The organism is Methylotenera sp. (assembly GCF_036401095.1).
Classification (GTDB): domain Bacteria; phylum Pseudomonadota; class Gammaproteobacteria; order Burkholderiales; family Methylophilaceae; genus Methylotenera.
In genome coordinates this window covers 12,614-26,093 of the sequence record NZ_DASWWA010000021.1, presented here as the reverse complement: position 1 = coordinate 26,093, position 13,480 = coordinate 12,614, and the positions used below count along the sequence as shown (strand labels likewise).

Below are 13,480 nucleotides of genomic sequence, written 5' to 3'. Positions count from 1 at the left end.
GTGGCCTTTGGTAGATGTGATTAGATAGGTTGCAACAAGCATACAGCTTCTGCTGCAATACCTTCACCGCGGCCGGTAAAGCCAAGCTTTTCAGTGGTGGTTGCTTTGACGTTGATTTGCGTTACCTCAACACCACAATCTGCAGCGATATGTACACACATGGCAGCCGTATGTGGCCCTAATTTAGGCGCCTCGCACATCACCGTGGCATCAATATTGCCCACAACATAGCCATGCTCCCGCACCAAATTCACCACATGCCGTAGCAACTGACGCGAATCTATACCTTTGTAGCGCATATCGCTTGGAGGGAAATGTTTACCGATATCACCTTGCGCCACCGCACCCAGCAATGCATCACAAATTGCATGCAGCAATACATCTGCATCCGAATGGCCATCCAGCCCTTTTTCGTACGGAATATCCACACCGCCAATAATGCACTTGCGACCAACCACTAAAGCATGCACATCAAAGCCATGACCAATTCTCATTATGCGATTTCCTTTTGTATCAACACTTCCATCAATGTCATATCTTGTGGGTAGGTAATTTTCATGTTTCTTAGTGAGCCCACTACCAACTTTGGTTCCAAACCGAGCGCTTCTATGGCTTGCGCCTCATCCGTAGGCGCGCCGTCAAAGCTCTCTAAAGCGCGTTTCAGCAGGCTATAACGGAACATTTGCGGGGTTTGCGCTTGCCATAGGCCATCACGTGGAATCGTACTTTTAACCCGAGAATCCGTATTAGACTGCTTTAAGGTATCAGCCAACGGCAGCGCCAGTAGCCCACCAACTGCATCATGCTCCAAGCTATCTAATAAGGTATTGAGTAGAGCCAATGTTAAACCTGGACGCGCAGCATCATGCACCAATATCCAGTCGTCCTCATCCATCTGCGGCTGCAAAGTTAGCAAAGTGTTTAACACTGTCTGTGCGCGCGTTTCACCACCGGTGTAATGCAGCTGCAACCTGCTATTGGCATCCAACTCGAGATTACGCCAGAAATAATCCTCAGGGCTTAATGCCAAATTAATACTGGCAATGCGTGGCGAGGCAAAAAACGTCTGGACACTGTAAGAAATCATCGGCTTGCCAGACAACGGCAAATACTGTTTGGGAATAGCAGTTTCCATCCGATTACCAATGCCTGCTGCGGGGATAACAATGTGAAAACGCGCCATACTAAGCCATCAATAAATTAAAAATCATGCTTGGATTCTAACATAGCCACCCTGATGGTTTTAAAAATTACCATGTACAGCCAGCAGCATAGGCTGCGCCAGTAACATTGAACTGGCTTGTCGTTTTCAAGCTAGCTGCCGATTTAGGAAATCAAAAATCCTATCATCATTGCAATGTGCCACATTAAAACGCAGCCATGATGACGGCTCCTGATAAGGGCGGAACAAGTTTCCTGGCGCGAGCATGATGTTTTCTCTTGTTGCCAACGTGGCAACTTCTGCGGCATTTTTTCCCTCCGGCAACTCCGCCCACACGAACATGCCGCCGACAGGGTCTGCATGTAATGTGAGGCCACTTTGCTCTAGCTGCCCAATTACCTGACTGCGCACCTCCTGCAAACGCGAGCGCACACGCTCTACATGTTTGCGATAACGCCCCTCTATTAATATTTGGTACATAATCCTTTGGTTAATTTCAGAGGTAGTCAGACCTGAAAGCAACTTTAGATCCAGCAACCTTGCCGCCAGCTCTGGAGCACAGGCGATAAAACCTACGCGCAGGCTGGCCGAGATAGTCTTGGAGAAACTGCTGATGTAGATTACGCGTTTAAGCTGATCCAAAGTTGCCAATCTAGGCGCGTTACTTGGGTGCAAATCGCCATAGATATCGTCCTCCACAATGTACAGTTGGTGCTTTTCTGCCAACTGTAAAATTTGATGCGCCACCGCCAAGCTGGTGCTGGTACCGGTTGGGTTATGCAGCACCGTATTGGTAAAAAATAATTTAGGCTTAAACTCCTGAATCAACTGCTCCATGCGCGCTGCATCTGGCCCATCTATATTGCGCGGAACGCCAATTAATTTAGCACCCAGTGTTTTCAAATAGCCAAACAGTGTGTAATAGCCAGGGTCATCAATCAAAACAGCATCGCCTGGTCTAATCAACAGGCGCGCAGCCAAGTCTAGGCCATGCGTAGCGCCATTGGTCATGATGACTTGATTCACTTCGGCACTAATGCCTATATCAGACAAATGCTTTTGTAACAGATGCTGGCGTAATGGCAGATAGCCACTTACATCACCATAACCCGTTAAAAACTCACCCGGCTTGCGTGATAGCTCATGCAAACTTTTCTGTATTACATTTGCACTTAACCAATCACTAGGCAGCCATCCACAACCGGGCCGCACTGCACCTGATATATCCTGAAAGGTATTATGTAGCAGCCATAACACATCATCGGCTTGCTCCAGGCGGCAAGTACTAGCCGTAGAGATTTCAATCTGCTGCCGTGCCGCAACATAAAAGCCAGAGCCGCGACGTGACCCCAAATACCCTAATGCAACTAAGCGATCATAAGCATCAACCACAGTAAACCGACTGACATTATGTTGGCTGGCAAAGTTACGTATAGAAGGCAGGCGCGTGCCAGCCCGCAGCACACGTTCTTCAGTTAAGCGCTTCACACCTAAAACTATTTGCTCTACTAGTGGCACGGAGTCTTCAGGGTTTAATGTAAGTAAAGGCGATGCATCTGGCATGGTGTTTTGACCTGTACAGTTCTATCTAGTGAATAACAAATTGTACATGTAGTGTCATGGTATAGAAAGTTATAGTGTTATCAGTCAACACACGGAACAACCTCATCATGAATCGCATTCTGCTAGCAGCCAGCTTAATTTTATTAGCGATAACAGGCTGCCAGTCTAAGGTGGAACAAGCAAGCAACTCAACCAATACCGCCGCACACTCTCTACTAACAGCTAAAGATGAGAAAGCATGCCTGACCAATTTTCCTGGAAGCCTAGCCGGATGCGAACCTAGCACCTCTAAGCAAACGCGCTTTGTATTGGTGCGCTCGGTCGCTATTCCTGAAAATTAGCAAGCCATTGCTTACAAAGCAACACGTTCAATACCCAGTAAACCTTAGCTATGTATATTCCGCCACATTTTGCAGAAAATCGCCCGCAAGCACTTTTTGACATCATGACATCCCACCCACTTGGTACGCTAGTAACGCAAGGCGCTAATGGCCTGGATGCTAACCACTTTCCATTTGAGCTGGATAAAGACACGGGAGAGTTCGGCACACTGCGCGCGCATGCAGCAAAAGCTAATCCAATTTGGAGTGAAACCGCTAGCAACGATGAGGTACTGGTGATATTTAAAGGCTTAGATGCATATGTGTCGCCTAACTGGTACCCAAGCAAACACGAAACTCACCAGCAAGTGCCCACCTGGAACTACCAGGCAGTGCATGTGTATGGAAAAATCAGGTTTATAGAAGATGCGCACCAATTGCGCTCAATGCTTGAGCGCCTCACCCATACGCACGAACATAAAGTACAGCAAGAATCTCCCTGGTGCATGTCAGATGCCCCGCCAGACTATATAGATGCCATGCTCAAGTCTATAGTAGGCATTGAAATTACCATCACCAAAATGATAGGTAAATCAAAGCTCAGCCAAAACAAGCATGTGCAAGACAGAACCAACCTAGCAGCAGAACTAGAGCGCCACGGGCACACTGCAATCGCCGAGGCTACACTCAAAAGCATACCATCTGTATAGAAAACTCACGAAGTATCAACCTAAATAAGCAAATAAACACTTAAAATAAAAAAGTCTCTTACTAAGAACAAGAATTAAAAAACTAATGTCTCGTTTCGGCCCTTAGAGCAGACATTCAGATAGTTAATCAAAAAGCTCTTTGTTAGAGCACTCATGGGAATAAGAGTGCTCTAAGCGTAATATGGATATTAGCAATCTGTAGGTTAAGTAGTGGTACCTAGAGCTGTTGAGGATCTCTCCGTTGCATTATCTGGGTACCTAATTTTGAACCAGATGGCATACATCGCGGGAAGAAACACTAGCGTCAATATTGTGCCAGCAAAAGTGCCGCCAATCAGGGTATATGCCAGCGTTCCCCAAAATACTGAATGCGTGAGCGGAATAAACGCCAGAATCGCAGCCAAGGCGGTAAGGATCACTGGTCTGGCACGCTGAACAGTAGCTTCGACGACTGCGTCAAAAGGGTTTAATCCTTCTTTTAGGTTATGCTCTATCTGCCCAATGAGGATCAGCGTATTGCGCATTAAGATGCCAGACAGAGATATCAGACCAACCAATGCATTGATACCAAAGGGCTGCTGGAATATTAGCAACGTTGGGACGACACCGATTAGCCCTAACGGACTGGTAGCAAACACCATGACCATGGATGCTATCGAACGCACCTGAAGGATAATGATTAACAATGTAAGCGCAATCATAATCGGGAACAAAGGCAATAGTGCTTTGGTTGCCTTACCCGACTCCTCAGTAGCCCCGGCTTCTTCGATTCTGTAACCAGCTGGAAGTTTGGCGATAATGGGTTGCAATTGTTTCAGGATTGAGGCCGACACCTCTGGCGGCTGCAAGTCTTCAGCAATGTCACCACGTACGGTAATCGTCGGGCTACGATCGCGTCGACGGAGAGTTGGCTCTTCCATACGGATATCAACGAAACCAATCTGTGACAATGGGACACGTTGCCCTGTTGAACCGATTAGTGTAAACCCGGATATTTTCTCAGGATCTAGGCGCATGTTTTCTGCTGCCCGACCAACAACCTGTACCGAGCGAATATCCTCACGAACTTCCGTGACTGGCACGCCGCTCAGCAGAAACTGAAGTTGCTGTGCGACACTGTTGGAAGTGAGTCCTACAGCCTGAAGCCTGTCCTGCTGAATAGTGAAATGCAGTGCTGGAACCCGTGCATCCCAATCAGCATTGACGGTTCGCATCATCGGACTTGCGTCTATCACTTGACGTACTTCGGCTGCAATTGTGCGTAGTTTTTCTGGGTCCTGCCCAGCAACTCGAAAAGCCACTGGATAGGGGGAATACGGTCCGAATACCAGTTGTGTAACACGTACGCGGGCTTCCGGAGCCAATCCATCTGCAATGGCCTGACGTAATCTTAGTTTCAGAACCTCACGCTCCTCTTGATTGTCTGTTCGCACTACAAGTTTAGCAAAGGACGGATCAGGCAGTTCGGGCGACATGGCGAGATAGAAGCGTGGAGCACCTTGGCCAATATAGGACGTCACAATTTTCGCTTCCTTTTGTCTCGCCAGCCAAGCTTCAAGCTTGGCCGTGGCGGCACTAGTCTGCGCAATAGAGGTTCCGTAAGGCATTTGAACCTCGACCAACACCTCAGGGCGGTCAGAGGTTGGGAAAAACTGCTTCTTCACAATAGCCATGCCAAGAATAGACACTACAAAAGCGCCTATAACAATGGCAGCAACAATCCACTTATGTTGAATGACTTTTCCCAACAACGAGCGAAAACGTTTGTAATTAGGGCTACTATAGATTGCATCGTGACCACCCTCGATCTTCTTGAGCTCCGGAAGCATCTTTACACCTAAATAGGGGGTGAATACTACGGCAACGATCCAGGATGCAATTAACGCAGTGCCAACGACCCAGAACATATTACTGGTGTATTCCCCAGCAGTGGACTGTGCAAAACCATTGGGCATAAAACCGATGGCAGTTACTAGAGTGCCGGATAACATTGGTGCTGCTGTATGGCTCCAGGCATAAGCTGATGCAGCTATGCGACTGTAGCCTTCCTCCATTTTCACAACCATCATTTCGATTGCGATAATTGCATCGTCAACCAGTAGACCAAGCGCTAGAATCAGAGACCCTAATGTGATGCGATCGAAATTTTTGCCTGTGGCTGTCATGACTACAAACACGATGGCCAGTGTCAGTGGCACAGCCGCCGCAACGACAAGACCGACGCGCCAACCCATGCTCAGGAAGCTCACCAGCATAACCACGAGAAGAGCAACGAAGAATTTAACCATGAATTCATCGACCGATGTATCGATATTTACAGCTTGGTCAGTTACTTTAGTTAAGCTCATACCCAATGGTAAATCAGCACTTATAGATGCGACTTCCGTATCTAATGCTGTTCCCAGATCTAGGCCATTCCACCCCTCACGCATTACTATGCCGAGCAGTAGTGCTGGTTCGCCATTATTGCGGACGAAAAATGTCGATGGGTCTTCGTAACCACGTTCTACTGTCGCCACATCCGATAGCTTCAGTATTCGACCTTTAGCCGATATCGGTGTGTCACGGATTTTCTGCAGTTGGTCAAAAGCGCCTTCAATTCGTATAAATACTTTTGTACCTTTGGTGTCAATCGAGCCTGCTGGCGTTAATACATTTTGGTTATTTAGTGCGGAAAAAATTTCCTGCGGTGAAATACCCAGTGTCGCGAGACGGTCATGGGAAAAACCTACGTAAATGCGCTCTGGTTGCTCGCCGATTATATTCACTTTTTTAACGCCAGCCACATGCAGCAGACGCTGACGCATTTTTTCGGCATCTCTAACCAATAGTCTTTGAGGCTCTCCTTTTGCTTTTAATGCAAATAGAGCAAAGGTAACGTCCGCATATTCGTCATTCACCATAGGGCCGATGACCCCAGCCGGTAGATTTTTTGATTCGTCGCTTATTTTCTTTCGCGCTTGGTAGAACTCTTCTTTAACTTCCGATGGTGGCGTGCTGTCGAGCAAGGTCACTGTGGTAAAAGCCAGACCAGGACGGGTGAAGGTTTCCGTACGGTCGTACCAGCGCAATTCCTGCATGCGCTTTTCTATTTTCTCCGCAACTTGATCCTGCATTTCCTGAGCTGTCGCCCCTGGCCAAGCTGTAATCACAGTCATTATCTTTATGGTAAATGGAGGATCTTCGGCCCTGCCCATCTTGAAAAAGGCGATGGTGCCAGCAATGGTGATCAGAAGGATTAGAAACAGGGTGATTGAGCGCTCACGAACTGCAAGCGCAGAAAGATTAAAGCCGCTCATTTTACTTCCCCATTGTTTAAAACTGAGGTACTTGAGTCATTATTAGCGACTTTGACTTTTTCGCCTTCGTGAAGAAGGTGAGCACCAAGCGTGATGATTTGATCATTCACCTTGAGATTGCCTTCTACACGTGCGGCATCATCACTTAGACTTATAATTTTTACTGGGCGCCAAGTTACGTATATTGGACTTCCCTCAAGCACCCAAACTCCTGAACCTTTGCCGGAGTCGAAAATTGCTCCAAGCGGCACTTCTAAACTAGATTTAGTCGAAGAGCCGCTTTGCTTGATTTGAATAGTAACAGTCGCGCCAAGAGGAGCATTAGCTAAAGCTTGACCTAATACATATCTTGCTTCAAACGTGCGAGACACCCCATCAGCTGACTCCGAAAGCTGCCTCAATTTTGCAGGCACGGCCACATTATCTTTTCCGAAAAGATTAGCCTGTGCAATAGAACCTAGCGAAGGGCGCAAGGTTTCCGGTAGATGTACGATAGCTTCGCGCTTTCCTGAGTGTGCTATTCGCAAGACCGTCTGACCAGCGCTGACGACTTGACCTGGTTCGGCCAGCGTATCTACTACTACACCATCCGCATCAGCGAGTAATACCGCATAGCTGGATGCATTCTTTGCCACATCAGCTTGAGCTTCAGCTGCTTTGAGTTGCGCTTTGGCTGAATCAGCTGCCGCTTTGATTTGATCATAAGTTGAAGCGGAAATAGCACCAGCCTCAACTAGCCCACGATGCCTAATTTCATCTTCTGCTGTTTGATTGGCACGGGCCTTTGCGGCCATTACTGCTTCATGCTGTCCATTTGCAGCCAACTTCAGATCGATAGGGTCGATGCGCATGAGTGGTTGACCATGTTTGACGATTTGGCCTGTATCGACTAAACGCTCAAGCACTTTGCCTGAAACACGAAACCCAAGGTCACTTTGAACCCTAGCAGCGACGGTTCCAGTGAATGAACGTGATGAATCAGAAGCTGCTTGAACACCTCCAGTTTTAACAAGTGGAATTTGTGTACGGGGGTCAATTGACGCTTTTTCAGTGCATGCAACAAATGCCAGTGGGAAAAGGCCAATAACAATCGTTGAACTAAGTTTACGACTAAACATGAAGGTCACCTTTTTAAAGTAGTAACCTGCATTCTCACATCTAGTGACCAATTAAGTCAATAGTCACTACAATATATTAGTTGTTTATGGAGCTAAACTTCGCAATATAAGACTAGAAAGAATCATGGGCGCCTGTTCAGCAAGGTTAAGATTGTGCTGAAGCAACAACGGATTGGTATAAGGTTGCATCACCAAATAGATGGCATTGACCGTTTCATCTATTGGTGTTTTCCGTTCAAACTCCCCTGTATCGCGCCCTTCGAGAATAATCTGCAAGATGATTTTTTTGATTTCAATTTGATAATTTACCGTAGATTGCCATTGCTCACTCGCGGCAGACGATGCAATATCATAGAGCTTACGATCTTGAAAAAAAAGATTTGAGCTTTCTGCTACAGCGGCTTTAAACATACGCCGAAATCGTTCTGAAGCTGTGGGAGCGTCTACCATCCCTTTATTAATCGCATTCAATATAGCGCTTAAAGTATTGGAGCAGATCACCTCACCAATCGCCTGCTTTGTAGCAAAGAATTTATAGATGTAGGCTTTGGAAAAGCCAATTTCTTTAGCCAGGTCGGAAACGGTTGTTTTCTCGTAGCCATAACGACTGAAATATTCAGCTGCTGCTTCTACGATCTGATCACGAACATTGTGCTCAGAAGGGCCTCTTGGGATGGGTTGTGGTTTCTTAATCATTCTAATAGCATACCTTGACTTTGGGGGATTGACAAATGGTGACCATATTGTAATATAGTCACTTATTAAATTAAATAAGTTCAAGGAACGTCATGTTAATTTCTCGTCCTATCGTTGTTTTTTTAAGTGCAGGGTTAATAGCCGGCTGTGCCGTTGGCCCAGATTACAGAAAGCCAGACCTAGCATTCTCCAATAAATATTTTGGCGAAGCTCAACTTGAAAAACGCAATGAACTATCTAATCCTGACTTTGCGAATGCTGATCTTGCAACTTGGTGGGATGGATTTGGAGATGCGCTATTAAGTCGGTACGTGCGATTAGCGTTAGAGCAAAATTTGGATATAGCGCAAGCTACTGCACGCATCGCACAAGCTAAATCAGGTCTTGGATCTGCACAAGCTGCATTATTGCCTTCAGCTAATGTAAATGTGCAAGCGATAAGAAATCACCAGTCGCTGGAATCGCCTCTTGGACAAGTTCTTAACTCGGTACCTAGCTATGACAGGAATGCAAATCTTTATGAAGCCAATCTAAACGCAAGTTGGGAGCTGGATATATTTGGAGGATTGCGCCGCGATCAAGAAGCTGCAGTGGCGGAATACCAAGCGGCCAAAGCGGGAGCGATTGCCACTCGTCTAGCTGTTGCTGCACAAACCTCAGATATTTATATCACCATTCGTGGTTTACAGTCTCGGCTTGATATTTCAAGAAAACAACTTGAGACGCAACAGCATCTTCTATCAAAAGTAAATTTACTGTATTCCAAAGGTCTAGCTCCTCGACTTCAAGTGCAGCAAGTAGAAGGCGCTGTTGCGCAGGTTAAAGCGGTTATACCTGTGCTAGAAAGTGCACTTGATATTTCCATGAACGGACTTGATGTGATGCTTGGAGCTGCACCTGGCACTTACAGAGCCGAACTGGGTAAAGTCAGCCCAATTCCTGTTGCGCCGCAAATATCTTCAATCGGATCCCCTGCAGATTTACTGCGTCGCAGGCCAGACCTAATCGTGGCGGAACGTCGACTAGCTGTAGCAAATGCAAAAATTGGCGTGGCAGTTTCTGAATATTATCCAAAGCTCGCTCTGAGCCTATTGATTGGTAGTGCTACAGCCATATCAGGGGGAAATCTATTCAGCAGTGCTGCGAACCAGGCAGCGGGCGTAGTAGGTTTACGCTGGCGCTTGTTTGACTTCGCACGCATTAATGCACAGATTGATCAAGCAAAAGGTCAGGAAGCAGAAGCTTTGGCAGCCTATCGACAATCAGCGCTGCGTGCGACAGAAGATGTGGAAAATGCCATTTCTGCCTTGGTTAAACGTGAAGAGCAGACAAATGCATTGTTACAAGGCGAGCAATCACTTACCCAGGCGCGAAAATCTTCTTTTATGGCTTATCAAAAAGGCGTCGTTAGCTTAATTGAGGTATTACACGCAGACGAAAATCTGTTGAAAACGTCTGATGCAAAAGCGCAAGCACAAACCGAATCTGCCCGATCTGCTGTTGCTGCATTTAAGACACTGGGCGGTGGCTGGGAAGAGAGTAACGTGACTTTGCACTTTTCTAAGGTATTAAGCATAGCGAATTCAGACACATTAACTAAGCAGCAATAATTACAAGAAGAGCAATATGAGTTCAAAAGATATAAAAATTAGCGGCACTGAATATTTTATCAATATTGCTGATGGGCAATCAGTAAGAGTGATTAAAACAGGTCAAGGAGAGCCACTGGTAATGTAAGACCAAATAATAGGAGAAGCACTCATGTTATACAGTTACATTGTTGAGAAAAAAATCCGTCAAACTTTCGACCACGTTAATAATCATCGCATTGATGAGGCAGTAGAAGCAGTCGTGCCAAATGTTCATCATCGCGTTTCAGGTACGCACGCGCTTGGCGGTGAGCGCCACGATAAAGCATCAGTACGCCAATGGTTTGAACGCCTCGGTCGTGTTCAGCCTAAACTCCATATCAAGGTCAATAACGTTTGGGTAGTGGGTTGGCCGTGGAATACTAATGTATTTGTCGAGTGGGATGGCACCTCAACTTTGCTGAACGGGGATGCATATATTAACCGTGGTCTACATGTGTTCACACTTAAGTGGGGTAAAGTTCATGCGCTTGAAGAATTTCAAGATTCACAATCAACTGCTAATGCTTTGTCTGTACAAGCGACAGCTGGACTAAAGGAAGCTGTCGCCGACCAAATTGTAAGCTAGCTGAACAATAGTGATGGCGATTGCTTTACATTTTTAACAAATCATTTTGAGGTATACGCGCTATCAAGCGATTCCTCAGATTAGTAGTTAACATCGGCTTTGGGCCGAATACTGCGACACTAAACGGCCCATAGCAGCCATTCGAAGTTTTTACACTTTTTTTACATCAAAAAGCGCATTATTGTCATTAATTAATTCCGGTAATCCAAATTGTTGATGTGATGCAAAACAATAATAAATTCGGCTCTTATATTTTAGCAATACTGATACTTACGCTAATAGCGTTGGGCTCCGCGCCTCTATATCAGCTTCTGGATCTTGCGAACATAGTGATGATCTTCTTGCTGGCAGTTTTTCTGATTGCCTTTAAGCTTGGTCGCGGCCCAGCAATTCTGTCAGCAATATTTGCTGTAGCTTTGTTTGACTTTTTCTTTGTACCGCCAAGATTCTCCTTTCAAGTTCATGATCTGCAATACGTAGTGACATTTCTGGTAATGCTCTGCGTAAGCTTGATCACCGCCCATCTTACTGCGATGCTGCAACAGAAATCTGAAGAGGCTATCAAAAGAGAACACGATACAAATAGCCTATACAAATTGGCCAGAGAATTAGCAGGTGCAACTACACATAAATTTATATCTGAAGCGGTAAAAAAATACTTATCAGGCATAGGATTTCAGTCTGCCTTGCATGCAATAGATATTCACGGCAACTTCCCATCATTGAAATATGAAGTTTTGGTGCATGATCTGGCGCTATCTGCCATTCAGCAATCCTCAACCGTTAATATCAGCCAGCTATCCAGCAATAACACCCAAGGTTTTATTGTGCCTATCAAATCTACGCAAAAAGCATTTGGGGTATTAATGGTACAAGGCGATATGTCTGAAAACAGTGAGCAAGTGAATATTCGACTGTTAGTAGCCATATCCGATCTGGTTTCAATTACGATGGAACGTCTCCACTATGTTGAACTGGTCCAAGAAACTCAACTTGAAGCAGCCTCAGAAAGGCTAAGAGGCTCCATTCTCTCAGCGTTATCACATGATCTCAGAACTCCATTGACTGGACTGGTGGGCATGTCTGATTCGCTCGCAATACTAACAAAAGCAAAAGATATAAAAATCCATGACGCGGCTTCTGCAATATGTGATCAGGCGCGAACGATGAATAACTTGCTTAGTAATTTACTAGATATGGCAAGGCTACATGCAGGGAAAATAGAGCTACAAAAAGAATGGCAGTTGTTCGAAGACGTTATTGGTGCATCCATTCAATTATTAAAACCGGCATTAACAAATCATCGTATTGCTGTTCAGCTAGAGCCAAATTTACCATTAGTTAATTTTGATGCGGTTTTAATTGAGCGCGTATTGTGTAACTTAATAGAAAATGCGTCCAAATACTCACCTGCAGGAACAATCATTGAAATTCGTTGTTTTGTAGATTCTGGAGCCGCTTGTATTTCAGTAAGTGACCACGGAGCAGGCTTCCCAGACGACCAAAATACATTGTTACAGATGTTCACTCGGGGCGATACAGAGTCGAATTTGCCTGGCGTTGGCATGGGGTTGGCTATATGTAAGGCCATCATGGATGCACACCAAGGGACCGTTGAAATAAACTCATCAAAGGATGATGGTGCTATTGTCACCATTACCTTTCCGATTGGTACCCCGCCTGAATTCAAGCCAGAGACAGAGAGCGAAGAATGAATAGCAAAAATGTCGTCATCGTTGAAGATGAGCCTCAGATTCGACATTTCGTGAAAGAGGCATTGGAGGCTGAGGGTTGGGTTGTATTTGAAGCAGAGAATGGAAAACGAGGGCTCATTGAGTCTGGATGTCGCAAGCCAGATTTACTTATAGTAGATTTGGGGTTACCGGATATAGATGGCGTCAACGTAATCCAAGAGTTCCGTAATTGGTCTACAGTTCCGATACTAATTCTGTCTGCTAGAACTGAAGAAGCAACGAAAATAATAGCTTTAGATGCAGGCGCCGACGATTATCTTACCAAGCCATTTGGTATTGGTGAGCTCTTGGCCCGTGTACGTGCTGTCACCAGAAGAAGGTTTCAAGCAGCAGACATGCCTGCAATTGTTAGTTTTGGCAGCGTAGAAATTGATTTATCTCAACATTCAGTGCATCGCGAAGGGCAAGTTGTACACCTCACTCCAATCGAATATCGTTTACTAGTTATTCTACTTTCCAACCCTAGCAAAATTCTCAGCCAAAGTCGCTTGATGAAAGAGGTTTGGGGACCCAATCACACCGAGAGCAGCCATTATCTGCGTATATATATGAGCCATCTCAGACGGAAACTTGAAAACGATCCTGCACAACCAGAACATTTACTCACCGAAATAGGCGTTGGTTACCGTTTCGAGCCTTAG

General features: G+C 45.7%; 12 protein-coding genes. 6 read left to right on the top strand and 6 right to left on the bottom strand.

Features of this window, described 5'->3' with window-relative positions; genetic code table 11:
• Positions 1-20: 20 nt before the first annotated feature.
• The 3 genes from ispF to VGD82_RS10340 all read right to left on the bottom strand — a co-directional run bounded on the left by ispF (position 21) and on the right by VGD82_RS10340 (position 2,725).
• Positions 21-494, bottom strand: coding sequence for a 2-C-methyl-D-erythritol 2,4-cyclodiphosphate synthase (ispF, locus tag VGD82_RS10350; protein WP_331020312.1), 474 nt, complete (start codon positions 492-494; stop codon positions 21-23).
• Positions 494-1,183, bottom strand: coding sequence for a 2-C-methyl-D-erythritol 4-phosphate cytidylyltransferase (gene ispD / locus VGD82_RS10345; protein WP_331020311.1), 690 nt, complete (start codon positions 1,181-1,183; stop codon positions 494-496). Before ispD ends, ispF begins: the two co-directional genes overlap by 1 nt.
• A gap of 126 nt (positions 1,184-1,309) precedes the next feature.
• The gene (locus tag VGD82_RS10340; RefSeq protein ID WP_331020310.1) at positions 1,310-2,725 is read right to left on the bottom strand and encodes a PLP-dependent aminotransferase family protein; all 1,416 of its coding nucleotides are present in this window, start codon (positions 2,723-2,725) and stop codon (positions 1,310-1,312) included.
• 107 nt (positions 2,726-2,832) lie between these two features.
• Between VGD82_RS10340 and VGD82_RS10335 the strand changes: the two genes are divergently transcribed.
• Together VGD82_RS10335 and VGD82_RS10330 are read left to right on the top strand one after the other, a co-directional pair.
• Positions 2,833-3,066 carry a hypothetical protein gene (locus tag VGD82_RS10335; RefSeq protein WP_331020309.1) on the top strand — a complete coding sequence of 78 codons (234 nt, stop codon included), beginning with the start codon at positions 2,833-2,835 and terminating at the stop codon, positions 3,064-3,066.
• A 50-nt stretch (positions 3,067-3,116) separates the two neighbouring features.
• Complete coding sequence (locus VGD82_RS10330) at positions 3,117-3,755, top strand: FMN-binding negative transcriptional regulator (protein ID WP_331020308.1); 639 nt, start codon at positions 3,117-3,119, stop codon at positions 3,753-3,755.
• A 203-nt stretch (positions 3,756-3,958) separates the two neighbouring features.
• Here VGD82_RS10330 and VGD82_RS10325 read toward each other — a convergent pair whose 3' ends face one another.
• From VGD82_RS10325 to VGD82_RS10315, 3 genes are all read right to left on the bottom strand, one after another.
• On the bottom strand, positions 3,959-7,054 hold the full coding sequence (locus tag VGD82_RS10325) for an efflux RND transporter permease subunit (RefSeq protein WP_331020307.1): 3,096 nt from the start codon (positions 7,052-7,054) through the stop codon (positions 3,959-3,961).
• Complete coding sequence (locus tag VGD82_RS10320) at positions 7,051-8,172, bottom strand: efflux RND transporter periplasmic adaptor subunit (RefSeq protein ID WP_331020306.1); 1,122 nt, start codon at positions 8,170-8,172, stop codon at positions 7,051-7,053. The genes VGD82_RS10325 and VGD82_RS10320 overlap by 4 nt, the downstream gene beginning before the upstream one ends.
• Positions 8,173-8,256: 84 nt before the next feature.
• The gene (locus VGD82_RS10315; RefSeq protein WP_331020305.1) at positions 8,257-8,868 is read right to left on the bottom strand and encodes a TetR/AcrR family transcriptional regulator; all 612 of its coding nucleotides are present in this window, start codon (positions 8,866-8,868) and stop codon (positions 8,257-8,259) included.
• 92 nt (positions 8,869-8,960) lie between these two features.
• On the opposite strand from VGD82_RS10315, the gene VGD82_RS10310 reads away from it, so the two are divergent.
• From VGD82_RS10310 to kdpE, 4 genes are all read left to right on the top strand, one after another.
• On the top strand, positions 8,961-10,478 hold the full coding sequence (locus VGD82_RS10310) for a TolC family protein (RefSeq protein WP_331020304.1): 1,518 nt from the start codon (positions 8,961-8,963) through the stop codon (positions 10,476-10,478).
• Positions 10,479-10,629: 151 nt separating this feature from the next.
• A complete protein-coding gene (locus VGD82_RS10305) occupies positions 10,630-11,085 on the top strand; it encodes a nuclear transport factor 2 family protein (protein WP_331020303.1) in 456 nt (151 codons plus the stop codon).
• Positions 11,086-11,306: 221 nt separating this feature from the next.
• Entirely contained in the window at positions 11,307-12,800 is a 1,494-nt protein-coding gene (locus VGD82_RS10300; RefSeq protein ID WP_294838574.1) for a DUF4118 domain-containing protein, read from the top strand.
• Positions 12,797-13,480, top strand: a complete 684-nt coding sequence (kdpE, locus tag VGD82_RS10295; RefSeq protein WP_294838571.1) for a two-component system response regulator KdpE — start codon at positions 12,797-12,799, stop codon at positions 13,478-13,480. The genes VGD82_RS10300 and kdpE overlap by 4 nt, the downstream gene beginning before the upstream one ends.